Source organism: Providencia zhijiangensis (assembly GCF_030315915.2).
Lineage (GTDB): Bacteria > Pseudomonadota > Gammaproteobacteria > Enterobacterales > Enterobacteriaceae > Providencia > Providencia zhijiangensis.
Map to the genome: position 1 here is coordinate 3,142,844 of NZ_CP135990.1, position 24,811 is coordinate 3,167,654.

At 44.4% G+C, this 24,811-nt stretch carries 26 protein-coding genes and 1 other RNA gene; 20 read left to right on the forward strand and 7 right to left on the reverse strand.

What is annotated here, in order from left to right; genetic code table 11:
• Positions 1-22: 22 nt before the first annotated feature.
• The 5 genes from QS795_RS14300 to QS795_RS14320 all read left to right on the forward strand — a co-directional run bounded on the left by QS795_RS14300 (position 23) and on the right by QS795_RS14320 (position 2,549).
• Positions 23-682: a DedA family protein gene (locus tag QS795_RS14300; RefSeq protein ID WP_154603423.1), complete on the forward strand. Its 660-nt coding sequence runs from the start codon at positions 23-25 to the stop codon at positions 680-682.
• Positions 683-881: 199 nt separating this feature from the next.
• Entirely contained in the window at positions 882-1,187 is a 306-nt protein-coding gene (locus QS795_RS14305) for an ElaB/YgaM/YqjD family protein (RefSeq protein WP_154603424.1), read from the forward strand.
• 9 nt (positions 1,188-1,196) lie between these two features.
• Entirely contained in the window at positions 1,197-1,601 is a 405-nt protein-coding gene (locus QS795_RS14310; protein ID WP_154603425.1) for a phage holin family protein, read from the forward strand.
• Complete coding sequence (locus tag QS795_RS14315) at positions 1,588-1,890, forward strand: YqjK-like family protein (RefSeq protein ID WP_230086679.1); 303 nt, start codon at positions 1,588-1,590, stop codon at positions 1,888-1,890. Before QS795_RS14310 ends, QS795_RS14315 begins: the two co-directional genes overlap by 14 nt.
• Before the next feature lie 263 nt (positions 1,891-2,153).
• Positions 2,154-2,549, forward strand: a complete 396-nt coding sequence (locus QS795_RS14320) for a DoxX family protein (protein ID WP_132496578.1) — start codon at positions 2,154-2,156, stop codon at positions 2,547-2,549.
• Between the two features lie 368 nt (positions 2,550-2,917).
• Here the strand turns inward: QS795_RS14320 and QS795_RS14325 are convergent, their stop codons facing one another.
• A complete protein-coding gene (locus QS795_RS14325; protein ID WP_154599776.1) occupies positions 2,918-3,811 on the reverse strand; it encodes a LysR family transcriptional regulator in 894 nt (297 codons plus the stop codon).
• A gap of 122 nt (positions 3,812-3,933) precedes the next feature.
• Between QS795_RS14325 and QS795_RS14330 the strand changes: the two genes are divergently transcribed.
• The 10 genes from QS795_RS14330 to dagF all read left to right on the forward strand — a co-directional run bounded on the left by QS795_RS14330 (position 3,934) and on the right by dagF (position 12,950).
• Positions 3,934-4,641: a pirin family protein gene (locus QS795_RS14330; RefSeq protein ID WP_286269848.1), complete on the forward strand. Its 708-nt coding sequence runs from the start codon at positions 3,934-3,936 to the stop codon at positions 4,639-4,641.
• 188 nt (positions 4,642-4,829) lie between these two features.
• Positions 4,830-6,767, forward strand: coding sequence for a BglG family transcription antiterminator (locus QS795_RS14335; protein WP_286269847.1), 1,938 nt, complete (start codon positions 4,830-4,832; stop codon positions 6,765-6,767).
• A 482-nt stretch (positions 6,768-7,249) separates the two neighbouring features.
• Positions 7,250-7,588, forward strand: coding sequence for a transcriptional antiterminator (locus QS795_RS14340; protein WP_286269845.1), 339 nt, complete (start codon positions 7,250-7,252; stop codon positions 7,586-7,588).
• Positions 7,589-7,646: 58 nt separating this feature from the next.
• A complete protein-coding gene (locus tag QS795_RS14345) occupies positions 7,647-8,012 on the forward strand; it encodes an SFCGS family glycine-rich protein (RefSeq protein ID WP_036956157.1) in 366 nt (121 codons plus the stop codon).
• Positions 8,012-8,308, forward strand: a complete 297-nt coding sequence (locus QS795_RS14350; protein WP_286269842.1) for a DUF4312 family protein — start codon at positions 8,012-8,014, stop codon at positions 8,306-8,308. The genes QS795_RS14345 and QS795_RS14350 overlap by 1 nt, the downstream gene beginning before the upstream one ends.
• A 26-nt stretch (positions 8,309-8,334) precedes the next feature.
• On the forward strand, positions 8,335-9,126 hold the full coding sequence (locus tag QS795_RS14355) for a DUF4311 domain-containing protein (RefSeq protein WP_036956155.1): 792 nt from the start codon (positions 8,335-8,337) through the stop codon (positions 9,124-9,126).
• A gap of 2 nt (positions 9,127-9,128) precedes the next feature.
• Positions 9,129-9,779, forward strand: a complete 651-nt coding sequence (locus QS795_RS14360) for a DUF4310 family protein (RefSeq protein ID WP_036956154.1) — start codon at positions 9,129-9,131, stop codon at positions 9,777-9,779.
• A gap of 193 nt (positions 9,780-9,972) precedes the next feature.
• Positions 9,973-11,112, forward strand: a complete 1,140-nt coding sequence (locus QS795_RS14365) for an amidohydrolase/deacetylase family metallohydrolase (protein WP_318626554.1) — start codon at positions 9,973-9,975, stop codon at positions 11,110-11,112.
• Entirely contained in the window at positions 11,096-12,208 is a 1,113-nt protein-coding gene (locus QS795_RS14370) for a DgaE family pyridoxal phosphate-dependent ammonia lyase (protein ID WP_286269839.1), read from the forward strand. Before QS795_RS14365 ends, QS795_RS14370 begins: the two co-directional genes overlap by 17 nt.
• 1 nt (position 12,209) lies before the next feature.
• Positions 12,210-12,950, forward strand: a complete 741-nt coding sequence (dagF, locus tag QS795_RS14375) for a 2-dehydro-3-deoxy-phosphogluconate aldolase (protein WP_318626556.1) — start codon at positions 12,210-12,212, stop codon at positions 12,948-12,950.
• A gap of 134 nt (positions 12,951-13,084) precedes the next feature.
• Here the strand turns inward: dagF and QS795_RS14380 are convergent, their stop codons facing one another.
• The 3 genes from QS795_RS14380 to rsmI all read right to left on the reverse strand — a co-directional run bounded on the left by QS795_RS14380 (position 13,085) and on the right by rsmI (position 15,813).
• Complete coding sequence (locus tag QS795_RS14380; RefSeq protein WP_318626557.1) at positions 13,085-14,155, reverse strand: 4Fe-4S binding protein; 1,071 nt, start codon at positions 14,153-14,155, stop codon at positions 13,085-13,087.
• Positions 14,156-14,483: 328 nt separating this feature from the next.
• Positions 14,484-14,857, reverse strand: an RNA gene (gene rnpB, locus QS795_RS14385) — RNase P RNA component class A.
• Between the two features lie 83 nt (positions 14,858-14,940).
• Positions 14,941-15,813, reverse strand: a complete 873-nt coding sequence (rsmI, locus tag QS795_RS14390; protein ID WP_318626558.1) for a 16S rRNA (cytidine(1402)-2'-O)-methyltransferase — start codon at positions 15,811-15,813, stop codon at positions 14,941-14,943.
• 61 nt (positions 15,814-15,874) lie between these two features.
• On the opposite strand from rsmI, the gene QS795_RS14395 reads away from it, so the two are divergent.
• From QS795_RS14395 to dolP, 4 genes are read left to right on the forward strand one after another with little or no spacing between them, the layout of a single operon-like run.
• Entirely contained in the window at positions 15,875-17,554 is a 1,680-nt protein-coding gene (locus tag QS795_RS14395; protein WP_286269832.1) for a penicillin-binding protein activator, read from the forward strand.
• 48 nt (positions 17,555-17,602) lie between these two features.
• Positions 17,603-17,989: a YraN family protein gene (locus QS795_RS14400; RefSeq protein WP_154603437.1), complete on the forward strand. Its 387-nt coding sequence runs from the start codon at positions 17,603-17,605 to the stop codon at positions 17,987-17,989.
• A complete protein-coding gene (gene diaA / locus QS795_RS14405) occupies positions 17,990-18,580 on the forward strand; it encodes a DnaA initiator-associating protein DiaA (RefSeq protein ID WP_006659121.1) in 591 nt (196 codons plus the stop codon). It begins immediately after the preceding gene.
• A gap of 9 nt (positions 18,581-18,589) precedes the next feature.
• Positions 18,590-19,165, forward strand: coding sequence for a division/outer membrane stress-associated lipid-binding lipoprotein (gene dolP / locus QS795_RS14410; RefSeq protein WP_036956134.1), 576 nt, complete (start codon positions 18,590-18,592; stop codon positions 19,163-19,165).
• Positions 19,166-19,228: 63 nt separating this feature from the next.
• On the opposite strand, the gene mtgA is transcribed toward dolP, so the two are convergent.
• The 3 genes from mtgA to arcB form a co-directional block, all read right to left on the reverse strand.
• Entirely contained in the window at positions 19,229-19,951 is a 723-nt protein-coding gene (mtgA, locus tag QS795_RS14415) for a monofunctional biosynthetic peptidoglycan transglycosylase (protein WP_286269826.1), read from the reverse strand.
• Between the two features lie 8 nt (positions 19,952-19,959).
• The gene (gene elbB / locus QS795_RS14420; RefSeq protein WP_286269825.1) at positions 19,960-20,610 is read right to left on the reverse strand and encodes an isoprenoid biosynthesis glyoxalase ElbB; all 651 of its coding nucleotides are present in this window, start codon (positions 20,608-20,610) and stop codon (positions 19,960-19,962) included.
• Positions 20,611-20,840: 230 nt separating this feature from the next.
• The gene (arcB, locus tag QS795_RS14425; RefSeq protein WP_286269824.1) at positions 20,841-23,186 is read right to left on the reverse strand and encodes an aerobic respiration two-component sensor histidine kinase ArcB; all 2,346 of its coding nucleotides are present in this window, start codon (positions 23,184-23,186) and stop codon (positions 20,841-20,843) included.
• Positions 23,187-23,411: 225 nt separating this feature from the next.
• Between arcB and QS795_RS14430 the strand changes: the two genes are divergently transcribed.
• Positions 23,412-24,788, forward strand: a complete 1,377-nt coding sequence (locus QS795_RS14430; RefSeq protein ID WP_286269823.1) for an FAD-dependent oxidoreductase — start codon at positions 23,412-23,414, stop codon at positions 24,786-24,788.
• Positions 24,789-24,811 lie beyond the last annotated feature (23 nt).

The window sequence follows — 24,811 nt, forward strand, 5'->3', positions numbered from 1 at the left end:
GATTGCCGTTTAGGAAACATTAATGGAATTAGTTAGAGAACTTTTTTTCGCCCTTTGGCACCAAGATTACGAAACCTTATCTAACCCATCGTTGATATGGTCGATTTATTTCATGCTGTTCATGATCCTATTATTGGAGAACGGCGTGCTCCCAGCTGCATTCTTACCCGGTGATAGTTTACTGATCCTTGTTGGCGTACTCATCGCAAAAGGTGCTCTTAGCTACCCATTAACCTTAGTGATTTTAACTGCAGGCGCCAGTATTGGTTGTTGGGTCGGTTATATCCAAGGTCGCTGGCTAGGTAATACAAAAATTGTCAAAGGCTGGTTATCACACCTCCCCGAACACTATCACCAGCGTGCCTATGGGCTATTCCATCGTCACGGCTTAGCTGCGCTACTGATTGGTCGATTCCTTGCATTTGTCAGAACATTACTACCAACCATCGCAGGGCTTGCAGGCTTGCAAAATGGGCGTTTCCAACTGTTTAACTGGTTAAGTGGGCTCCTTTGGGTACTAATTTTGACCGCTATCGGCTACGGATTCGGTAAAAGCCCTATTTTCCAGCAATATGAGCATCAAATTATGAATGTCTTGATGCTTATTCCAGTTGGGTTATTAATTTTGGGTCTGATCGGCAGCATTGGTGTTGTCATCAAGAAAAAATTCGCCCGCAAATAAATAGCCGTCACTGAATCAAATCGAACAGCGGGAATATTTAGCGATTCCCGCTTTCCTCTATCTCAATTCGAAATCTATGCCAATTAGTGATTGCACTTAAGCTAAAAAAAGCTATTGTACTATTATTAATGTCATAGGCTATTAAGGTCATACGTTATTAAGGTATTGCGTTATTTTTCTATTGATAGGAGGTTCTACTATGTCGTCCAATCATTCTTCTGAAGATCTACGTGCTGAACTTAAATCACTCGCAGACTCTCTCGAATCCATTCTGAATAGTACTCAAGATAAATCAAAAGAAGAGATCGAAAACTTAAAGGCTAAAGCCCGTGAAGCCCTCTCCTCTTCAAAAGCTAAACTCGGTCAAGCCAGTGATAAAATTACCGAGCAAACCAAAGAAATTGCAGGCCAAGCAGATTGCTATGTGCGTGAAAATCCATGGAAAAGCGTGGGTATCGGTGCAGCCGTCGGTGTAGTCTTAGGCATGCTACTTAGCAAGCGCTAATCATCGCTTATGGAACAGTCGCCACGTCAAGGACCCGCTAAGCGGGTTCTAGATTCTCTGCAAAGAATTGCGGGTATCACCGTTAATATGGTTGAAACCCGCATTCAACTTATTGCAGTAGAATTAGAAGAAGAGAAACTCAACCTTGTTCAGTTATTATTACTCGCAGGGCTGACTCTTCTATTTTCTGCATTTGGTCTGATGTGCCTTATTGGGCTTATTTTTTGGTCTGTAGATCCCGTCTATCGTTATCAAGCTTTCGCGATCACGACCGGAACACTGATTTTACTCGCGATTATCTTTGCTATTTGGACGTTAAAAAAAGCGAAACAGTCCACGCTGCTAAGTGCAACCCGTGAACAACTTCGTAATGACGCTAAAGCATTGGCAGGAACCGATGATGAGCAAAAGTAAACGTCAGTTACTTGCAGAAAGAAAGTCACGCTTAGTCTCTGATATTGAGCTGCAGCGCATCCAGTTATCGGCCAGTAAGAAAGAGTGGCTACAAGCCACAGCTCCTTATGACCGCGCTTGGCAAACCCTGATGACCTTTCGCCCAATTGTTATCGCTGCGACGGGTCTTATCTCTATTTTTACCTTAAAGCACCCCAATCGATTTATTTCACTGAGCAAGAAAGCCATTGCAACTTGGGGACTTATTCGTACCCTAAGAAGCAGCTTAAACAGTTCAAGTCAGAAATAACCCATCTCCTTAAGATAAAAATAATCATTATTTGTCAATATGATAGATAAAAGTGCCCTTTGGCACTTTTTTTCGCACCCAATTATACACATTCAATTTTTTTGTCTATCTTTGTTAATAAGCTTAGCTTTTTATTGAATGAGCTAAGTAATAAGATACGCTCATCCAAGATTTCTAGCCTTTTCGTGCTGAAACTTAGCTTACAACGCGATATATATCGCACTTTATTTATATTTAATGACCGTATTATCTGGAGAGACTCAATGAAAAATTTAGAAAGTGGAGCTATTTTATTAGCACGTATTATGATGCCAATTCTGTTCATCGTTGCAGGTTACGGTAAATTAGGCGGGGCATATGAAGGCACTCAGCAATATATGCAAGCAATGGGCGTCCCAGGCTTTTTACTGCCACTGACAATTTTACTTGAGTTAGGTGGTGGTCTGGCGGTGTTATTCGGTCTGTTAACACGTACAACCGCAATTTTCACTGCTGTGTTCACATTTTTAACTGCAATGCTGTTCCACACGAATTTCAGCGTTGAGCCAAACAGCTTGATGTTTATGAAAAATATGACCATTGCAGGCGGCTACATTCTGTTAGCAGTGACTGGCCCAGGCAAATTCAGTATCGACCATTTATTAAATAAGAAATGGTAATGAGCTCCAACCTCCTCGCCTATAGCGACCTATAGGCAGGGAGTCAACAGTACCCTCAAGTCAACATCCTTTTCCATAAGTTAAATGTCTTTGCACCTCCCATCCGAGGTGCTTTTTTTTTGCTCTTCTCTTTGCTTTTTTACTTTTATTTTCTTTCTTTGCTTTATATCTGCTTCCGTCTTGGCTTTTTTTATTCTTACTTTCTTTTTATTTTCTTTTTTGCTTTTCCGAGTCGCCTCACGAGTGATCTCTAAATAATTCGAGTTGTAGCAAGGCGGCAAGTGAAGTTATCCCTAGGAGCATACACAAGTATGTGACTAGGGTGACTTTATGAAGCCAACACAGCTACAGCTTGAAGTATGACGAGATCACCCCCTAAATAATTTAGGGATTTCTCGGAGGCACCACGACTTCGCCTCCCCCATGCTATCCCGTCGCCACGCCATAATCATATTCGACTCATGACTAAACTCCGCCCCCACCACTTGCAGGCGCCCTTCCTTAATATCTTGCTCCACCAGCGGATATGGCATTGTCGCCACTCCTAGCCCTGCAATCAGCGCCTTGCGCTTATCTTCGATGCTCGATACCGTCAATCTTTGCTGCTTATCCAGCAGTTGCACGGTGATCACCGGGCGCTCACGGGCAGTATCTGCCACCGCAATACCTCGGTATTTCACACGTGTAGTTTCAGAAAGCGGCTCGGGCTCTTGGTGAATAGGATGGTTTGGGCTTGCCACATAAATATGGTTCAGGGTATACAGCACTTTGGAGTTAATTTCAGAGGATGAACGAAAATGCATATCTGGTGCGATAACAATATCCGCACGCCCGGATTCGAGTCGCTCCCATGCCCCTGCTAGCACCTCAGTAATTAAAGAGAGTTGGGTGTCGGATTTCTCAGCCAGTTTATCCACCAGCGGGAATAAAGACTCTGCCGGAACCAGCGCTTCACACACAATCGTCAGGTGAGTTTCCCAACCTTTAGCCAGCGCCTCCGCATCCGAGGTGAGTTTATCGGCGGCTTCAAGTAACACCCGCCCACGCTCTAACAGCATGCGCCCCACATTGGTAAATTTAGTTCGATGTCCTGAACGGTCAAACAAAATAACATCAAGTTCTTCTTCTAACTTCTGCATGGTATAGCTCAATGCCGAAGGAACGCGACCCAGCTCTTCCGCCGCTGCCGCGAAGCTGCCACGCCTATCGATTGCATCCATCACCCTTAACGACTCAAGTGTTAATGCTCTCTCTTTGCTCATGATGTATCTCTTTCAGGAAATTTGAATGATGGAAACAGATTAACTGGCTAACAATTCAACGTCCAGATATTTATTATAACAATATATTACTAGCTATATATTTTGAATGAGGGTTAACCATTATGATGAAATTAAGATCAGTTAACCATTGTGGGAAAGCAGACTACGGTTGGTTACAGGCACGCTATACTTTTTCGTTTGGTCACTATTTTGATCCAGACTTAATGGGCTTTAAAACCCTAAAAGTGCTAAATCAAGAAGTGCTTTCGCCAGATAATGCTTTTCAACCAAGAGTTTATCCTCATGTTGATATTGTGAACATCATCCTGCAAGGTCAAGCTGAATACCGCGATAACGTAGGTAATACCGTCAGTGCAAAAGCAGGGGAATGCGTCAGTTTTTCGCCTCGTCCTGACCTGAGCTACAGTGAACACAATATCAGTGAGACAACACCATTAACACGGCTTCAGTTGTGGCTAAATGCGTGCCCACAACAGGAATCTATGCCTCCCCAAAAGTTGGCATTAGCGGAGAAAGATAACAAGCTTATCGCATCACCCGATGGGGATGATGATAGCCTACAACTTCGCCAAAAAATTTGGATAAGCCAGATTTATCTTGAGCCTAATGAGTCGAAAACCCTCGTATTACGAGGTAAAAATGCCTACCTGCAATCCATTCATGGTGGTTTACAGGTTCGCGGGAAAGAATCGCAATCTTTATCAATGAGCTGTAACGATGGCTTATTTATCCAAGATGAAAATTCCCTAACACTTACCAGCGACCGAGCATTTAGAGGTTTGTTAATTGATTTAGGTGAATCGTTTTAATTCTATTCAGGGGCGGAAAAAGTGAATTTAATCCGTAGATCGCGCAAAATTTGCGAATAGATTCGCAAATTTCATCATTTCTATTTCCGCAATCCTGATACCACTGTGTTAGAGTCCAGCCATAAGACAGTTAAAAAACCATCAGTTTTTAACTCCGAACTTTATTTTTTGATTTTAAAGGGGTTCTTGTGGCTTTATTCATTTTGCAGCGACACAATCAAATTTTCTCTCGGATCCTCAATGAGGTTGTCCCTCAAGATGAATTAGCGAAACAGTTTTCCGTTTCCACCCGCACCATTCGCTCAGATATCAATGAAATCAACGAATTAATTAAAGATCATAGCGCTCATATTGTGTATGAGCGCGGGCGGGGGTATCGATTAAAAATCGAAAATGATGAGATTTTTTCTGCATTTACTAAGCTTAATGACAAAAATAACCAGATCCCGCGCACCAGCAAAGAGCGTATTGATGCCCTATTGCTCAAACTCTTGATGCTGTCCCTACCCGTCAAGCTCGATGATATTGCCGAAGAGTGGTTTGTTAGCCGCAGTACCATTCAGCAAGATATGGGTGCTGTTCGTGAACATCTTCATCGCTATCAAGTTCAACTGGAAAGCATTCCCCATCAAGGGATCCGCTTAAATGGCAGCGAATGGGCTATTCGTGCTTGCATGACTGAAGCACTCTGGCGGCAGTTTAGCGAGCAAATCACTCCCGACCTCGCCACATTCACGCCGGAAAGTCTGGATAATCTCGATTTAACCTACATTGATAAAGTGGTTCATAACAGTTTGAATCGCTTTGATATTCGCATCAGTAATGAAGGCCATCTTTATCTTGTATTTAACTGTGCCGTCACCATTTTGCGTATTACCCGCGGCCATGAACTCACTGCCAGCGTCAACAACGAAGAATTAGAAGAAGTCATTACTCAAGCCTGTGATGAAATTTCTAAAGGGCTAATTTACTTCCTTGGCAATGATTTATCCCCAGCTGAATTGAGCTTTTTGCACGACCAAATCATCGCACAGCGTATCAGTAACCAGCACGCATCAACACAGAAGCATAATCATCACAATGAGTTATCTGAATATATCTTAAATTATATCAATGAGTTGTATAACTATGATTTGCGGAATGATGAAAAGCTAAAGAAAGATCTGAATACCCATCTTTCTGCCTTAATGACGCGTCTTCAATACCATATTTCCACCCCGAATCCACTGCTTTCGGATATCAAACAGTATTATCCGTTTGCTTACGATGTCACATTAAGCGCCTTAACCAGCGCCAGTAAGCAGCTGCTTCCACATCCCATTAATGAAGATGAGCTGGGTTACTTAGCGGTACACATTGGGGTTAGCCTTGAACGAAATTATGGGGCAGGCTCCGCACGCCAGACGGAAGTGTTAGTGGTCACAGATGCAGGTAACTCCACCTTTCGCGTGGTGGAATCCAAAATTATGCGTGAATTTCCACAGCTCAAATTTAGCCGAGGGCTAACACTGCAAGAGTATGAATCGTTGGATGAAGTCGCAGAAGACTTTGTGATCACCACCGTACGGATCTCAGAGAAAAATAAACCCGTTATTAAAATTGCGCCCTTTCCAACCCCCTACCAGCTCGAACAAGTGGGTCGCTTAGCGATGGTGGATCAGACCCGTCCCTATATTATTGAGCGCTTCTTCGATGAACGTTTCTTTATGGTTATCAATGAAAAAATTAGCCAAGAGACGCTATTCAAAACTGTCTGCCAGAAACTGCAACTAGAAGGCTATGTCACCGCAGATTTTTATCCGTCATTACAAGAGCGTGAATCCATTGTCTCGACATTGCTGGGTGAAGGGATCGCCCTTCCTCACTCTTTAGGGTTACTCGCCAATAAAACCGTGGTAACGACCATCCTTGCCCCGCAAGGCATCGAGTGGAACAAAGAGACCAAAGAGAACGCCTATGTGATTTTCTTATTGGCAATCAGCAAAACCGACTATGAAGAAGCGATGGCGATTTATGATTTATTTGTCACCTTCGTCAAAGAGAAAACCACCCGCCGCCTTGTGAATGTCAAAAATTTCAATGAGTTCCAAGCTATCACCAAAGATAGTCTCGCGCGAATTTTGTAGTTTCCTTTAATTTCCACCTCCTTGTGGAAAAAGGGAGGTGAGGACTATTTACGTGATCCTAACCACAACTCCACCAAATGATTTTTAGTCCAAATTGTCCACTTCATGCATAAACCAACGTAAGTGGAAGTGAAGATTTCCACTCTATAGTGATTTCCACAAATTCATTTCCACTTTTATTTATTAACCTGAGAGCTATTTCCACTATCTCCAAAATATCTTTAATAGGTTGAAATATAATAAATTTATTATATTACTCATTATCCAATCATCCCAAATCACCCTCTTAATGTGTTAGTTTTTCCAGTTAGCTTCCTCTTAGATCGAAAATTAACCGCCACCCTTCCAGTTTCACTTCCAAAATATTTCCACTTTGAACTGGAAATTCCCTGTCTGCAAAATTATTCAAGAAGCGATTAAGGTATTAGTCATGAAGAAAAAAGTGATTTGATTTGAAATATTACCTTGGATTTTAAACAGTTATGAATGAATCAGTTGTAGTTTTCAAAATGTTAGAAGACGACCTTGATATCCATCAGGTCACACAAGAACTGCTAGCAGTGATTACTGACTGGCTCAAACTGGAGGGTTGCTACACCACGGATGTACAGCAACAAATGCTGGAGTCTCATCTACGTGCCATGGTCACTCGAGCCAAAACCGGTGAAGCCTTACCGGAAGTGGATATCAGTTTGTTTGATGAAATCTCGGACCACTCCATTGCATTAGCGCAACGCGTTGTCGATACCTTGCCAGGGCTTGCGCCAGAAGAGACTTATTTGCTTTCAGTTCACTTTGAAGTTGCCCGTTCTAATGATTAATTTTTAGCACCTTATTTTTAGCACTCTATTTTTAGCATTCGGTCTTGGAGAATATTTTATGAAACAAATAGTTATTGTTATCGGCGATCGTTTAGGTAAAGGGCAAAAAGTGGCTGCGGGCGTTGAAGCTGCCGGCGGAAAAGCCATCGTTGTTCCCGGTGTCGCTGCTGACATGAAACTGGGGGATGTGATGAACCAAGAACAAGCTGATCTTGGCATTTCATTCTGTGGTAGCGGTGGTGCAGGTGCCATTACAGCTCAAACCAAATATGGCTACAAAGCGCGTTATGGGATGCGTTCGATTGAAGAAGGAGAAACCGCGATTGCTGAAGGTTGCAATGTTTTAGGTTTCGGTTTTATGGACAAGGAAGAGTTAGGCGAGCGCTTAGTTAAAGCTTTTAATAAAAAATACGGCAACGCTTAATGAAAAAATCTATCGAAACGACCGTACGGGTGACAGGGCAAGGCGACACAAAGCAAAAAGCGATTGCTGACGCCTTAAATTCGATTCAAAAAACCGTACTTAAGAACAGCACCGACATCATTCTGCGGATAGAACCCAAGGATGTTGAGGTTGTTAGTACTCACTCTCATTCGCGGACAGAAAAGTTTCTCTTTCTCTTTTTGCCACGCAAACGTGAACATTTTCGCGTTGTTCTCGACGTTTCGCTGGATGTTACCTTACTTTCTGTCAACGAAATTCCATTTACAGAACAATAAAAGCAATCAGGTCTGGAGTAAATTCCATGAGTGAAACTGCATCTTTCTTAGAAATATTGGGCATGTCCCTCATTATCGGCGGTCTCTGCGGCTTTGGTTTAGGCGCAGGGGCGGCACGTATGTTCCACGCGCCAACTGTTCAAGGTATGGGTGCATTCCGTACCCTTGGTGAGTTAAACGCGTGTGAGGGCGACCCCGCATCACACTTCTCATTCGGCTTAGGATTCTTCTTCAACGCATGGGCATCATCGGTCGCTGCGGGTGCCTTCACCCAAGACGTTGACCACCGCATCATCCCTAACTGGGGTGCCGCTGCTCTATTAACTAAAAACCGTAGTGTGGCAGATACTCTGCATAACCCGAAAAAAATGGCGATTGCCTGTGCCATTATCGGGGCATTGGTGGTCGCCTTCTTAAATACCACGGCGTCCGCAGTACCCGCAGCGCTGCAAACCACCGCGATCAACGTGCTGGTTCCTGCCGCTAACTTGCTGGTTAACACCGTGATGCCCGTTATTTTCTGGCTAGCCGCGATGGACGCAGGTCGTCGCTCCGGTTTCTGGGCAACCTTATTTGGTGGTTGCGCCCAATTAATCATGGGTAACGCTATCCCAGGTTTAGTGTTAGGGATCTTGATTGGTAAAGGCGTGGATGACAATGGCTGGAACCGCATCACTCGTACCATGATGATCACCGTTATTCTGCTGTTCGTTCTCAGTGGCTTCTTCCGCGAGTTTGACCTGAAGATGATCACCTCTTTCAACTTAGACAAACCACTGTGGCTTGAATATGTCCACGGACTGCTGAGCGGGAAATAATCATGACAACTGAAATCAATAAACAAGACTTTTGGTACGCGGAATGGTCTTTCCCTATCTTTGTTGGTCTGTTATCTGCAGGGATCTTCGCGGGTACCCATATGTACGTCGTGTACGGGTTCGGCGCATTTAACGAAGTGGCTTTCGTCGCTATGTTACGCGCTGGGCTAGATACAGGGGTTTACGGTGCCGTCGCCGCCTTCGGTGCAAGCTTCCTGTTTGCGCGGATTATCGAAGGGTCATTAGTGGGGATTTTAGATATCGGTGGCGCACTGCAAACCGGTATTGGTTTAGGCGTTCCCGCACTCTTTTTAGCCGCAGGCTGGGATATTTTAGTCACCAACTTCTGGATCTCCCTGATCACTGGCTTATTCCTTGGGGTACTTATCGGCTTAATTATCGTGTTCGCCCGTAAGTTTACCATTGCACAAGCGAACTCAACGTTTGGTGCGGACGTCATGATGGGTGCAGGTAACACGTCAGGTCGTTTCTTGGGTCCATTGATTATCCTTGCCGCAATGGCCGCGTCGATTCCGATTGGCATTGGCGCACTGATTGGTTCATTGATTTTCTATGTATGGCAAAAACCCGTCGCCGGGGGCGCTATCTTAGGTGCAATGTTGTTTGGGTATTTCTTCCCACTCGCAGCCTAGCATCATTTAGAACAAATACTACGGTTTGTATCATTTAGAACAAACACTTGAGCATACTCTAAATAATTCAAGGTGCAGCTAGGCGGCAAACGACGATATCCCTAGGAGCATACATAAGTATGTGACTAGGGTAGCGGAAGAGTAGCCAACAACGCTGCGGTTTGAAGTATGACGAGTATGACAGAGGGATATTATGTACTCACTAATAATCAAACAGGGCAAGCGTATCGATGGTTCAATTATCGATATCCTAATCAAAGATGGAAAAATCGAAGCTGCGGGTCCTGAGCTTTCCCACAATCAGCAAGCTGAGAAAATCATTAATCTTGAAGGAAAGCTGTATGTTAGCGCTGGATGGATTGATTCTCACGCCCACTGTTTTGCCGAGTCGCCAATTTACTTCGATGAGCCTGATCTCGCTGGCGCCGCTGGCGGTGTCACTTCACTAATTGATGCGGGCAGTGTGGGCGCTGATGATATTGACAGGTTTTATCGGCTCACCACTCAATCCAAAACTAATGTCTTCTCTCTGCTAAATATTTCACGCATTGGCATTATTGCTCAGAATGAGCTGTCCAACATGGACAATATCGACGATGCGAGTTTTCAAGCTGCACTTGAGCGCCATCCCGGCTTTGTGGTGGGCATGAAAGCGCGTATGAGCAAAAGTGTAGTTGGTGAGAATGGTATTGCGCCTTTGGTTAAAGCTAAAGAAATGCAGAAAAAACACCATCTCCCATTAATGGTGCACATTGGAAATAACCCGCCAAATATTGATGAAGTCGCCGACTTACTCACCCGTGGGGACATCATTACCCACTGTTTTAATGGCAAACCGAATAAAATTTTAGGGGATGATGGCTACCTAAAACCATCTATTGCCCGCGCCCTCGCCCGTGGCGTGATCCTCGATGTGGGTCACGGCGGTGAAAGCTTTAGCTTCAAAGTCGCAGAGCAAGCCATGCGCATTGGTACCTATCCAGACATTATCAGCTCAGATATCTATCACCGTAACCGCGTGAATGGTCCCGTCTATAGCCTCGCTTTTGTGATGACAAAATTCCTGTGTATGGGCTTTAGCGCCGAACAAATTTTACGCTGTGTCACTGAGAAAGCCGCGGATTTACTGTCGCTTCCTGCTAAAGGTTATTTAAGACCAGGCTTTGATGCTGACATCACGCTATTTGACCTCAAAGAAGAGGCAACCGAGCTGACGGATGCCGACGGCGAGCATCGCATCGGTACCCATCGTTTTGTTCCTGTTGCTGCCATCGTTGGTGGAAAGCACATTATTCCTGCACAAGGCGAATCTGAACATGCAATCAATCTATGAAAAATATCAGTTAAAACACGTTATTAATGCCTCCGGTCGTATGACCATTTTAGGCGTTTCGACCCCAACGCCTGAAGTCGTCGAGCGCGTAACCTATGGGCTTAACCATTATTTTGAAATTAAAGACTTAGTGAACAAAACCGGGGAGTACATCGCTCAACTGCTCAATGTTGAAGCTGCGGTTGTGGTTTCCTGTGCCTCTGCAGGTATTGCTCAAGCGGTGGCGGCGGTGATTGTGCAAGATGATGAGGATTTGCTGCTTAACTTGCACTCCTCCAGCAAATCCGTTCCTCGTGAAATTATTTTGCCAAAAGGACATAACGTGAACTTTGGTGCCCCCGTGGACACGATGGTCACGTTAGGTGGCGGTAAAGTGGTTGAAGCAGGTTTTGCGAATGAATGTAGCGCTGCGCAGCTAGCGGCAAAAATCACCCCGCAAACCGCCGCCATTTTGTACATCAAATCTCACCATACGGTACAAAAGAGCATGTTAACCGTGGCTGAAGCAGCCAAAGTCGCGCATGCCCACCAGCTTCCCTTGATCGTGGATGCGGCGGCGGAAGAAGATTTAACTGCCTATTACCAAGCGGGTGGCGACATTGTGATTTACAGTGGCGCCAAAGCAATTGAAGGGCCGACCAGCGGCTTGGTTGTTGGTAAAAAACAGTATGTTGAATGGGTTAAACGCCAATCTCAAGGTATTGGCCGAGCCATGAAAGTGGGTAAAGAAGGCATTTTGGGCTTAACACTGGCTATCGAGCAGTACCTCACCGCCACCAAAGAAACTGGGGCACAGATGGTTAGCCGTATGGATAAATTCCTTAAAGATTTAAATGCGATAGCCGGTATTTCAGCCCGTATTGTTTGGGATGCCGCTGGGCGTGATATCGCCAGAGCCGAGATCAGTTTCGATGAAAAAGCGATTGGCAAAACCACTTACCAAATCATGGATGAGCTGAAGCAAGGCAATACCGCGATTTATTTTCGTGAGTACAAAGCCAATGAAGGAAAGGTTGAGGCCGATATTCGCAGCGTCAGTACTGAGCGACTTGACGTCATTTCGCAGCAAATTCGTACGCTAGTAGAAGGAATTTAACATGAAGTTGTCACCAAATTTTTACCATGACCGTGTGTGCCTGAACGTCCTAGCAGGGAGCCATCAAAACGCAAAAGATATTTATGCCGCGGCGGAGAGTTTTGTGGTTGTTGGAGTGTTATCCAAGAATTACCCTGATCTTGAAAGTGCCATTGCGGATATGAAGGTGTACGCCAAAGAAGTGGATAATGCGTTGTCTGTTGGTTTAGGTGCCGGCGACCCTAAGCAGTCCACCATGGTGTCTCTGATTTCAAAAGAAGTTCAACCTCAGCATGTGAATCAAGTGTTTACGGGCGCACCGATTAGCCGCGCGCTACTGGGTCAGAATGAAACGTTTGTGAATGCGTTGATTTCCCCAACGGGTACAGTGGGAATGGTGAAAATTTCAACAGGCCCATTAAGTGCTCAAGCGCCCGATGGTATCGTGCCGATTGAAACCGCCATTATGATGCTCAAAGATATGGGCGCAGATTCTGTGAAGTTCTTTAATATGCAGGGCTTGAAGTACATTGAGGAATACAAAGCTATCGCAGAAGCTTGCGCGAAGTTTGATTTTTCTTTAGAGCCAACGGGCGGTATTGATTTAGAAAATTTCGCCGAGATTTTGCAAATCGCCCTCGACGCTGGCGTGAAAAAAATCATCCCGCATATTTACAGTTCTATTATCGACAAAACTACTGGTGATACCCGCCCAGAGGATGTCCGCCAATTGCTAAACATGGTTAAAAACGCGGTAAATTGATGTGGCAATAAGCTGCACATAAGAAAATAAATATTAGCGAGACGTTAAAGTACTTACCGCCATAACCATGACAAAGCAACCAATGTCCCACTCACTTTTCGTGTCGTGGGGCATTTTTAGTTTTTAATTTTGAATCAATGACCTATTCCTTTGGCATTCGGTATGATATGAAACCAGTAGTTATCCGGTACAGGGCTATCCCAAACACCTAGGTAAGCCGCAACCGCGATAGTGGCGAATAAAATACCTAGGGTCAAAATGGCCATCATCATTCCCGATAACGGAATTTGGCGTTTTTTAGTCGGCGCTTGTAATGAGAAAGTCAATGTTGACGCCACTGGACAAGATTCAACGCACGTCATGCATCCCGTACATTCAACCGTTCTGACGTTGATTAATTGGTCAACAGGAATGCGTGATGGGCAATTTTTGGCACATTTTCCGCAATCAATGCAGCTTTCGACATTTCGGCGAATTTTAACCGGCGATAATAGCGAAAATATCCCTAGCAATGCACCATAAGGGCAGAGATAACGACACCACGCGTTACGAATAAACAGGCTAGCGACGACAAGAACAGAAACCGTGATGAGTGAGGCGCTACTAATATAGCGAAAGAAATCCAGCATTTTGACATCGATGATGATCCCATAAGGCGACATCATAAAGTATTGGATCATTTGCGCCGGCATGGAGAGCGAGATATAGAGGAAGAAAGCTAACAGTAGGTATTTTAATCCTCTTAAGGGAATATCGAGCCATTTAGGTACGTTGATTTGGAGACGAAACAGTTTCTGCCCTATTTTCCCGATATATTCCGATATTGTGCCTATCGGGCACAGCCACGAGCAAAAGGATTTTTTCAGCAGTAAGCTAATGATAATAAAAGAAACTAAGAGAAACATTGCTGCCGCATGGATGGGAGGCAATCCACCCGTTTCAATGGTGTATTTTAAGTTCATTAACCCCGCAATAGGCAGCCAGCCTTCGATGCCTCCCGGACGAGGAAGATGGAACGTCGCACCGCCCGTTTCGTAATAGCGCACCCAGTAATAGAAGGTAATGCCGATATAAATATTGATCGCCAAAAGCGTGATTTGCACGACTTTCCGCCATGTCGAGGCGTTGCGCCAATCATTCCAAGGGAGTTTTCCGCCAACGGTTCCCGGACGACGTGGGTATCGTACTGAGGGTTTCTTTGCCATGTCCGCCTATCTCTTTAACATGCATTTCAAATACCATTATTGTATTTAAGTCCCCAGCACTCGTATTGATTTGCATCACTGCCTTGCGATGTTGACGGTGGATATGGCGTGTTGATTAAGAAATAAGTAAATAGAAGATAGTAAACAGAGATTTTTCTAAATAATTTGGCTTGTCGTTTTCTTTATATCATTCAAGCTGAGATTTTTTCTAAATAATTCGAGTTGTGCCAAGGCGGCAAAATGAGGAAATCCCTAGGAGCATACACAAGTATGTGACTAGGGTTGACGAGTGAAGCCAACACAGTCACAACTTGAAGTATGACGAAAAAATTGGAGTTGGTCGGTAAGCCGGGTTCTGTCGTGGACAACCATTCATCTAGGCCAGCACTTGCGCACTGGCTCCAGCAACCTACCCGAGTTCAATGCGGGCCGCACCATATGAACCCCTATTTGGTCTTGCTCCGGGTGGAGTTTACCATGCCACGAACTGTTGCCAGTCGCGCGGTGCGCTCTTACCGCACCCTTTCACCCTTACCTGATCCTGTAAACAGGCCATCGGCGGTTTGCTCTCTGTTGCACTTGTCGTAGGCTCGCGCCTCCCAGACGTTATCTGGCACCCTGCCCTATGGAGCCCGGACTTTCCTCCCCTCTACCCGTCTCCCGAAGGGACTACGATAAAGCAGCGGTTGTCTGACCAACTCCGCGGCGAATTATAGGCACTTTACACTAGCTTGTACAGACTCAATGACAGGCAAATTACGTCAAAACGGGCACTTGGACAAAAATCACTCGCCGTCTTGCTGGTCTAGCATTAATTTGTAGAGCTGGTTTTTCTTCAGACCATAAATTTCTGCGATGATCGCGGCCGCTTTTTTCGGTGGCAACTCTTTTTGCAGTAGACCCAACGTACGAATAACATCTGGCGTAATCGCCGATTCATCCGTTTGTGGCTTATACCCTTCCACAATGAGTACCATTTCACCGCGATGACGGTTTTCGTCTTCTTTTACCCATTCAAGTAATTCACCAACTGGGCGCCCTTCAATCGACTCCCAGGTTTTGGTCAATTCACGGGCTAAAACCACTCGGCGCTCTGGCCCCCACACTTCCACCATGTCTGCTAAACTGTCTAACAAGCGATGAGTGGATTCATAGAAAATAAGTGTTCGAGTCTCTTGTTCTAAGGATTGCAAAACATCTTTGCGTCCCTTAGTTTTTGCAGGTAAGAATCCTTCATAACAGAAACGGTCTGAAGGTAAACCCGCTGCGGACAAGGCGGTGATGGCCGCACAAGCGCCCGGTAATGGGACAACGCGGATCCCTGCTTCACGGCAGCGATTGACTAAGTGATAGCCAGGATCATTAATTAAAGGTGTACCTGCATCCGAGACTAATGCGATACTATCCCCTTGTTGAAGCTTGCTAATTAATTGATCTGCTTTTTGCTGCTCGTTATGATCATGTAGCGCAAACATGCGCGCATTGATGGCAAAATTCTGTAAGAGAATGCCTGAGTGCCTTGTGTCTTCCGCAGCAATTAGGTCAACATGTTTAAGCACATCTAACGCGCGTTGCGTGATATCTCCCATGTTACCAATTGGGGTTGGCACGATGTACAGCGTAGATGCCATAACCACTGCTTGATTAGGTTGATTCATTGTTTCATCCGAATAGCCGGTTTAAAATTAAGCAATTGAAAAATACACCATTGGATACAGTATGCGTCCTTCAATTTTTTTGCATTTGAAAAAAAGATTAATCTGCACTGCGATGTTGTCCACGTTGGCATTAACAGGGTGCCAAATCGAATCATCGACAACCTCGACAACAACCCAGCAGCCTAGCGTTTCTGATGCCAGCCATTACCAGTCCGTTATCGATGCCGCTCAAGGCAAACCATCAATGGATGTCCTGCGTGCTTTTATCAGCCAAGAACCTCTGCTAACTGATCCTGCACAACATCAGGCGAATATTGATTCTCTGTGGCAGATGTTAACACAGATGAAGCCAGAACAGATTCAAGGAATCGAAGCTGACGAAAATATTCTACTGGGCTGGGTCGACCTTCTGGATATCTACCAAAATAATAAAGATGACCCAGAAGCACTACGTACCGGTATTGAAGACTGGAAAACCCGCTACCCACATAATCCGGGTGCCAAAAACCTACCAAGCGCATTAGTTCAAGGAACCGTCACCAAAGTCGGTGCTAACCCACGTATTGCGCTATTTTTACCGATGAGCGGGCAAGGCCAAGTCTTTGGCCAAGCCATCATGCAAGGCTTCCTTGATGCACAAAAAGGTTTACCTTCAGGCCCTGCATCCCAAGCTGCTGCGGCACCAGCTGCGCCACAAAGCTCCGGTAATGATGTACTAGACCAGATCTACCAAGAAGTGGCTGCAACGGTTAATGAAAATGCCAATGCAGAAGTGGCTTCATCCAGCGTGCGCATTGATGCAACGCCAACTAATACCCAAAGCGTTAAAATCTTTGATACCCAAGGCAAAGCGATCCCTCAATTAGTCGCTCAAGCCTCTTCTGAAGGGTATAACTTAATTGTTGGGCCTCTACTGAAATCAGAGGTGCAAGCCATTGCTCAAATGAATACGCCCGTCAATGTATTGGCACTGAATGAATTAGACGCTAATCAATTACAGCCGCGTGCAAATTTATGTTATTTCTCTTTATCCCCTGAAGATGAAGCGAAAAATGCCGCTAACCAAATGAAATTAGACGGTAAGCAGATGCCGTTAGTGTTAGTGCCTGCATCCCCATTTGGTGATCGCATCGCAAAAGCGTTTGCCGAAGAGTGGCAAGCAAAAGGTGGTGGCACTGCACTGATGCAAACATTTGGTTCTACTGCATCCTTAAAAGAGTCGATCAACCGTGGTCAAGGGATCCGCATGACGGGTACCCCGATCAGTGTCGATACCCAAGGAATGGCACCAACCAGTGGCGGTGTTGATGCGGTTTATATCGTGGCAACACGCGATGAATTAACCCTCGTCAAACCGATGATTGATATGGCAATCAGTTCCCGTCAACGCCCTGCTTTATATGCCAGTTCGCGCAGTAACCAAGGGAACTCAAATGCCGATTATCGTTTCGAAATGGAAGGCGTGAAATTCAGTGAAGTTCCATTACTTGCTGGTGCAAACAACAACTTACGCAAACAAGCTCAGGGCAAAGTGAATAACGATTATTCGCTGTTCCGCCTGTATGCGATGGGTATTGATGCATGGTCACTGGCGAATAACTACGATAACTTGCAGCAACACAGTGGCCAATTCCGTGTTAACGGTGCATCTGGTACGCTAAGTGTGCATGATAACTGTGTTATTTATCGTGAATTGCCGTGGCTGCAATTCAAGCAAGGGCAAGTAAAGCCTGCGCAATAAATTAAACGAGGTCGCTTTATTGCTGCCTATTTTTCAGACAAGGATGTCATGAAAACCGTTAAAAAATCATTAAAATGGTTGACTGGTCGATATTACGAAAACCAAGCGCTCTCCTATTTAAAGCAGCAAGGGCTCGCTTTTGTCGCACGCAATGTTCGAAATCGTGCGGGAGAAATCGATTTGATCATGCGAGATAAATCAGGCTGGGTATTCGTAGAGGTTCGTTTTCGCAAGAATAGTGATTACGGAGACGCACTTTTATCAGTAAACTGGCACAAACGCAGAAAAATATTGTCCACCGCACAATATTGGCTTGCTCAACGACAAGAAAGTTTTGAAACAACACCCTGCCGCTTTGATATCTGTGCAATCACCGGCAAGCAATTTCAGTGGATTCAAAACGCATTTAATCTTAGTGAACAGGAATATAAGTAAGTGCTAGATAGAATAAAAGTTTGCTTTACTGAAAGCATCCAAACTCAAATTGCCGCAGCAGAAGCCCTGCCCGATGCAATTTCTCGTGCTGCTATGATGATGGTGCAGTCACTGCTTAATGGTAATAAAATTTTGTGTTGTGGCAATGGCGCATCCGCAGCAACAGCACAGCGTTTTGCGGCGAGCATGATCCACCGTTTTGAAACCGAGCGCCCAAGTTTACCCGCCCTCGCGCTAAATACGGATAATACCGTGCTCACCGCGATTTCAGGAAGCAAGCAACCAACTGAAATTTATGCAAAACAAGTTCGAGCGCTAGGCCAGCATGGCGATGTATTAATGGCTATCTCAACCCATGGTAACAGTGCCGATATTATTAAAGCCGTAGAAGCTGCAGTAACGCGCGATATGACTATTGTCGCACTTACTGGCTATGATGGTGGTGAGTTAGCGGGTCTTTTAGGACCACAGGATGTTGAAATTCGCATTCCATCCCAGCATAGTGTCAGAATTCAAGAGGTACACTTACTCACAGTCAATTGTCTGTGTGACCTTATCGATAACACGCTCTTTCCTCATCAGAACGACTAAGGAGACAAAATGCGATTACTTCCGATTTTTGCCATAGTGTTTAGCGCTGTTCTTTTACAAGGCTGTATTGGTGCGGCTGTTGTGGGTACTGCCGCAGTAGCCACCAAAAGCGCTACAGACCCTCGTTCTGTTGGTCAACAAGTTGATGATGGCACATTAGAAGCCCGAGTCAGTGGTCAACTTAACAAAGACAAAGATATCACCAGCAAAGCCCGTATTATTGCAACGGCGTATAAAGGTAATGTCTTGTTAACTGGACAATCTCCCGATATGTCATGGGCAGATAAAGCCAAACAAATCGCCAGTAACGTCGATGGTACAGAAAAAGTGTATAACGAGGTTCGACAAGGTCAGCCTGTTGATTTAGGTACCGCGTCAAAAGACACTTGGTTAACCACCAAAGTAAAATCTAAGATTTTAGCCAGTGACGAAGTGAAGTCCGGCAGCGTTAAAGTCATCACTGAGAATGGTGAAGTCTTCTTATTAGGAGTCCTTACTCAGCAAGAAGGTGCTGCGGCGGCAAAAATTGCCAGTGAAACGGATGGCGTTCGTCGCGTAACGACGGCATTTACTTATCTCAATTGATTATAATTAGTAACCTATTGTTACAAAGAGCCAAGCCATGAAGTCAAATTCATGGCTTTTTTCTTATTCCTCACCTATACCGTTATTTTTCAGATAATTCCTACCTCCTAATAAGCTCATCTGATTAAGTATCCACGCCTGCCTTTTCAAAACATATGAAGATGGATTTTTCACATGGAATCGATGAGGATTAGGTAAAACAGCTGCTAAAAGTGCAGCTTCCTGCCTGGAAAGCTTGCTGGCAGGTTTATTAAAGAATTTATTTGAAGCCTCTTCAACGCCAAAAATCCCCTCTCCAAACTCTGCAATATTAAGATAAACAGTAATGATCCGAGTTTTTGACCACATCAACTCCATAATTGGTGTCATTGCTGCCTCAAGCCCTTTTCTTACCCAGCTTCTTCCATCCCATAACCATAAGTTTTTTACCGTTTGCTGAGAGATTGTTGATGCCCCTCTAACTGTCTGTTTATTACTCGAATTATGTTTATATGCTCGCTCAATTGCATCAAGATCAAATCCCCAATGATGAGGAAAATTTTGATCTTCAGAAGCAATGACAGCGAGATAAAGATAGGGAGAAATCTGTTTTTCACTCACCCAAGCCGAATGAGAAACATAAGAAAAATTAAAGTTTACCCATGCAGAGAGCTGCCTTTCGACCATCACTGCAGAAAAGGGAACAGGGATAAATTTGAAGATCACAACCGACACTAGCCAGAGGGCAAGTAATGAAAGTGTGATCTTCTTTAACCAATACCACAAGCGAGAAACAAACTTTTGCATTGAGTTAATTACGCCATTTCTAATACTTTCTCAACCAGCTTATTGATACCTATATTTGCCTCAGCAATGGATTGAGCCAGCATATAAGCAGGTGTTGTAACAACTTTGTTATATTCATCAACCACAATGTTATCAACCGTGCAAACAACATGCTGCCCACCCATCTTTTCAATTTGGGCAATCGTTTCAGTATCATTGCCAATCGTCAATTTCACTGATGTATTTAACATCTTCGGTAGCATGACAGGAGCAATACACATCAGCCCTAGCGGCTTTTTCTGATGGTGCATTACCTGTACTAAACTTAATAGTTGTTTATTAATTTCACATTCGCTTCCTCTTACCGCAAAATCGCATAAATTTTTTGCCACACCAAAACCACCAGGAATTATAAGGGCATCTAGCTTAGAGGCATCTGCTGATGACAAAGGCGCTATTTTCCCACGAGAAATACGTGCAGACTCTTCCATTTGGTTACGCTTTTCTGTTTTTAACTCACCATTAACATGATTAATTACAGTAGCTTGATATTCATCTGGTGCATAAAAGTGAACTTCTGCGTTATTTTTACTTAAAGCAAGCATAGTTAATACTGATTCATGGATCTCGCTTCCATCAAAAACACCACAGCCACTTAAAATTACCGCAATTGATTTCATATCTTCGTCCTTTTGTAGTAAATTACTCCCCAGAGCGAAAGCAGACAAACATCAATCTTCATCACAGATTTTAATGAATCTTGTAACAGGTTCGATAAATTTTGGTATCTTGATAACGTCTGAGTCGTGACAAATGTATTTTAATGATTCGCCTAAGATAAAAACTATAAGCGAATCAATGATTTCCCTGGTGTTGGCGCAGTATTCGCGCACCCCAACTTAGGTTGGGGTTATTTTTTTGTGCGGCCATCCACCCAGTTTCTTAATGTTTCTATATCTGATTTCCAATCCTGTTTTAACTCATCAACCCACTCTTGCACATTGTCCCACCATGCTGGTAATTCAGGGGATTGGATCTGCTGAGCGAGTTTCTGTAAATTTTTCAGTCCCACTGAACCCGCGGCACCTTTAATTTTGTGAGCTTCCTCAACAATTCCCTTCTGATCTTTAGCCACCATATTGGAATCGAGAATCGCTAAATAACCCGGTAGCATTTTTTCAAATACTTCTAAACCGTCATAAATTAGTTTTGGTCCAACTAATTCAATGTATTGCTCTAACATTTCACGATCTAAAATTGACTCATCAACTTCTGCCATATCCACTTGCTCCTCATGCTTGTCATTTGAAGATGCATTCTCGCCCCAGAATTGCTCAATCACTTGAGTGAGCGCAGGAACCGATAATGGTTTGCTCAGAACACCGTCCATTCCCGCATCAAAGTACTCTTTCTTATCTTTGAGGACATTCGCGGTCAAGGCGATTAATGGTGGTAAATCATCCTTATCATACTGTTGTTTAAGCTGTTTAGAGATATCTAACCCCGTCATATCAGGAAGTTGGATATCCAGTAGAACTAAGTCGTATTCCCCAGGTGCGAACATCTCTAACGCGTCCTTACCTGTCATTGCGACATCAACAGTGTTACCAAGGTTTTCTAGCACAGAACACGCCACAACCACATTTAGTTCAATATCTTCTACTAGTAAGATATGGAGCGCTGGTAATGGATAATCATCTTCGTGCTGTTGCTGCTCTTCGATTTCAGCCTCAACCTCAGGGGCTATAATCGACAATGTAAATGTTGAACCATGCCCAATATTGCTTTCCACGCGAATATCGCCCCCCATACTTTGTGCTAACCTACGGGATACAGAAAGCCCAATCCCCGTTCCCGTTGCAGGACGTCCACCAGCGGAATCGCGAACTTGATAATACATAGCAAAGATTTTATCTAATTCATCTTTAGGAATACCGATGCCGCTATCTTTGACTTGGAAAAATAGCTTGTCATCCGCTTCACGCCAGATGCTCAATTTAACTTCACCTTTTTGAGTGAATTTCACCGCATTACCGATTAAGTTCCACAGAATTTGGCGTAAACGCGTGCCATCCGTCAGAATAGTTTTCGGTAAACCGTGTGCGACATCCATAACAAACTTCAAGCCTTTCGGCTGAACCAGTAGCCCGCTTAAGTTTTCTAAATCGTTCACAAACTCGGGCAATGTCACAGGTTGGTTATCCAATTGGACTTTGCGACGCTCGATTTTGTCCATTTCAATTACATCATTAAAAATATTGCCTAAGGTGACGGCACTGACGTGAATGGTTTTTAAATAGCTCGATTGTTCTTTGGTAAGCTTGGTATCCAGTAAAATACGGCTAAGCCCCACAATGCCATTAAGCGGCGTACGAAGCTCGTGGCTGATAGTAGAGATAAAGGTGGTCTTCTCTCTACTGGCGTTCTCTAACGCCTCCTGGTAGCGCTTACGCTCGGTAATATCACGCCCGAACCCCATTAGCCCGTGGCGTTTCCCTACGCGGTCATAAAATGGCACTTTTCGCAGCTCAAAACAGGCTTTTCTCCCGTCAGGGTAAACTAGCCACTGCTCATAGGTTAATGCCACATTGTGTCTGAAAACTTTCTCGTCCGTTTCCATTACTTTTGCGGCAATTTCTTCATCATAAATGTCCAGTGGCGTTAAACCGACTAGCTGTTTTTCACTCTTACCAGTGAGCAGCTCCATTGCACGGTTACAACCAGAAAATTCATTGTTTTCATTACGATAATAAACAAGGTCAGGGGAGGCATCGAGGAATGAACGCAGCAAAACAGATTGCTGTTCGAACTCAATTTGAGTCTGTTCTCGGTATTTCATTTCTTGTTTGAGTTGCTCTAACAACTCAAGATGGGCACTTTCGGCTTTTTCACGCTCTAAAATTTCTAAGTTAAGTTGCTCAATATTGCCTTGAAGCTGAGTATTCAGTTCCGCATCACGCTTTCGCATCACTTCGAGCTTATCAACCATGCGCGTTAAACGCTGGCGAGATTCTTCTAATTGTTCTACCACCACCGAAAGAAAATAAACTGCTAATGGCGTAATAATTAAGCCAAAGAAAATGGAGCCGACCATATCGAGGCTATCGACTTGTCCTCGAAGAAAAATCGCTACCGCCATTTGCATTATCATGGCAAGCACAACTAACGCTGACGCGAGAAGCAAAGAGAAACGCACTAAGCCTAGCTTCATCATCAGGTCAACATAGTATTGTGCAAGACCGCGAAGTACTTTCATAACCACCCCTTAGTTAAATTCTCACTGAATCATATATCAAACAGGGCTGTTTCGGATGGGGTTTCATACGAAATATCGATCCTGCTCATTAAATCGTCTGTCACAATGGGATATTCACCCGCGTATTAGTAACTTTATTACGATAATCACTATTTATATCAATGCTATCAAAGTAAACTTTAATTTATATCATTCCCGTAAAAGAATTTGGCAGGAAAGGTGCCTATGTCCTCTTCAAATATGGGTTCGCCTCGTCTTGAACCTCGAAAAAAAGCGCTGACGATCCGCAAAATTGAGTTTGTGGAAATTTACCAGCCAATGAGCGGCATTGAAGCTCAGCATCAAGCCCAGCGTTGCTTATCTTGCGGGAGCCCCTATTGTGAGTGGAAATGCCCGCTCCATAACCCTATCCCGAATTGGTTAAAACTAGCTGGAGAAGGTCGAATTCTTGAGGCAGCGGAGCTTTGTCATCACACCAACAGCTTGCCAGAAATTTGCGGTCGAATTTGCCCGCAAGAACGATTGTGTGAAGCCGCTTGTGTCCTGAATGAAACCTTTGGTTCTGTCACGATTGGGCATTTGGAGCGCTATATTACCGATACTGCGTTTGAACAAGGTTGGCGCCCTGACCTTTCCCATGTTAGGGAAACCGATAAGCGAGTCGCGATTATCGGTGCAGGCCCCGCAGGTCTTTCCTGTGCCGATGTGTTGGCTCGCCACGGCGTTCAAGCAACGGTGTTTGATAAACATCCTGAAATCGGCGGGTTACTCACTTTTGGTATACCTGCCTTTAAGTTAGAAAAGTCAATAATGCAGCATCGTCGACGCATTTTTGAAGAAATGGGGATTATCTTCAAACTCAACACCGAGATTGGGCAACATATCCCGTTAGAAACGTTACTCAATGAATTTGATGCTGTTTTTATTGGAACCGGCACCCATCACCCAGTTTCAGGCAATCTCCTCAACGAAAACGCTATAGGTGTTTATCAAGCACTTCCTTATTTAGTGGGCAATGCACGTCATTTATTAGGTTACGCTGACGATCCCCGATATCCTTACGTATCACTGGAAAATAAGAATGTGATTGTGATGGGCGCAGGAGATACCGCGATGGATTGTGTCCGTAGCGCTATTCGCCAAGGAGCCAACCAGGTCAGTTGTGTCTATCGAGGTGACTCTTCAGAAATGCCAGCAACACCGCGAGAAGTCCTACACGCCCAAGAGGAAGGCGTACAGTTTCATTTTCACTTACAACCCATTGGGGTTAACACTAACTCCGAGGGGCAACTTATCGGTGTTCATTTCACCAACACACTATCGAATTCCACTAAATTGGAAGAAATTACACACTCTGCTGATGTGGTCATTATTGCGTTTGGTTTTGAATCTGACGATATGCCGTGGATTAGCGCACATTCCATACAGCGCGATACGAGCGGTAGAATAATTGCCCCTCGTCATCATCATTATGCTTACCAGACTTCACACCCTAAAATTTTTGCAGGGGGGGATGTGGTACACGGTTCTGATTTAGTGGTAACAGCAATTGCCGAAGGGCGTGGAGCCGCAGAAGGAATAATGAGTTTTCTTCAGGTATAAAAAAAGAGGAATTTCTTCCTCTT

Excerpts from the sequence above, each read along its gene's own strand:
- QS795_RS14300 (WP_154603423.1), top strand. The coding sequence starts at position 23 with ATGGAATTAGTTAGAGAACTTTTTTTCGCCCTTTGGCACCAAGATTAC.
- QS795_RS14305 (WP_154603424.1), top strand. The coding sequence starts at position 882 with ATGTCGTCCAATCATTCTTCTGAAGATCTACGTGCTGAACTTAAATCA.
- QS795_RS14310 (WP_154603425.1), top strand. The coding sequence starts at position 1,197 with ATGGAACAGTCGCCACGTCAAGGACCCGCTAAGCGGGTTCTAGATTCT.
- QS795_RS14315 (WP_230086679.1), top strand. The coding sequence starts at position 1,588 with ATGAGCAAAAGTAAACGTCAGTTACTTGCAGAAAGAAAGTCACGCTTA.
- QS795_RS14320 (WP_132496578.1), top strand. The coding sequence starts at position 2,154 with ATGAAAAATTTAGAAAGTGGAGCTATTTTATTAGCACGTATTATGATG.
- QS795_RS14325 (WP_154599776.1), bottom strand. The coding sequence starts at position 3,811 with ATGAGCAAAGAGAGAGCATTAACACTTGAGTCGTTAAGGGTGATGGAT.
- QS795_RS14330 (WP_286269848.1), top strand. The coding sequence starts at position 3,934 with ATGATGAAATTAAGATCAGTTAACCATTGTGGGAAAGCAGACTACGGT.
- QS795_RS14340 (WP_286269845.1), top strand. The coding sequence starts at position 7,250 with ATGAATGAATCAGTTGTAGTTTTCAAAATGTTAGAAGACGACCTTGAT.
- QS795_RS14345 (WP_036956157.1), top strand. The coding sequence starts at position 7,647 with ATGAAACAAATAGTTATTGTTATCGGCGATCGTTTAGGTAAAGGGCAA.
- QS795_RS14350 (WP_286269842.1), top strand. The coding sequence starts at position 8,012 with ATGAAAAAATCTATCGAAACGACCGTACGGGTGACAGGGCAAGGCGAC.
- QS795_RS14355 (WP_036956155.1), top strand. The coding sequence starts at position 8,335 with ATGAGTGAAACTGCATCTTTCTTAGAAATATTGGGCATGTCCCTCATT.
- QS795_RS14360 (WP_036956154.1), top strand. The coding sequence starts at position 9,129 with ATGACAACTGAAATCAATAAACAAGACTTTTGGTACGCGGAATGGTCT.
- QS795_RS14365 (WP_318626554.1), top strand. The coding sequence starts at position 9,973 with ATGTACTCACTAATAATCAAACAGGGCAAGCGTATCGATGGTTCAATT.
- QS795_RS14370 (WP_286269839.1), top strand. The coding sequence starts at position 11,096 with ATGCAATCAATCTATGAAAAATATCAGTTAAAACACGTTATTAATGCC.
- dagF (WP_318626556.1), top strand. The coding sequence starts at position 12,210 with ATGAAGTTGTCACCAAATTTTTACCATGACCGTGTGTGCCTGAACGTC.
- QS795_RS14380 (WP_318626557.1), bottom strand. The coding sequence starts at position 14,155 with ATGGCAAAGAAACCCTCAGTACGATACCCACGTCGTCCGGGAACCGTT.
- rsmI (WP_318626558.1), bottom strand. The coding sequence starts at position 15,813 with ATGAATCAACCTAATCAAGCAGTGGTTATGGCATCTACGCTGTACATC.
- QS795_RS14395 (WP_286269832.1), top strand. The coding sequence starts at position 15,875 with ATGCGTCCTTCAATTTTTTTGCATTTGAAAAAAAGATTAATCTGCACT.
- QS795_RS14400 (WP_154603437.1), top strand. The coding sequence starts at position 17,603 with ATGAAAACCGTTAAAAAATCATTAAAATGGTTGACTGGTCGATATTAC.
- dolP (WP_036956134.1), top strand. The coding sequence starts at position 18,590 with ATGCGATTACTTCCGATTTTTGCCATAGTGTTTAGCGCTGTTCTTTTA.
- mtgA (WP_286269826.1), bottom strand. The coding sequence starts at position 19,951 with ATGCAAAAGTTTGTTTCTCGCTTGTGGTATTGGTTAAAGAAGATCACA.
- elbB (WP_286269825.1), bottom strand. The coding sequence starts at position 20,610 with ATGAAATCAATTGCGGTAATTTTAAGTGGCTGTGGTGTTTTTGATGGA.
- arcB (WP_286269824.1), bottom strand. The coding sequence starts at position 23,186 with ATGAAAGTACTTCGCGGTCTTGCACAATACTATGTTGACCTGATGATG.
- QS795_RS14430 (WP_286269823.1), top strand. The coding sequence starts at position 23,412 with ATGTCCTCTTCAAATATGGGTTCGCCTCGTCTTGAACCTCGAAAAAAA.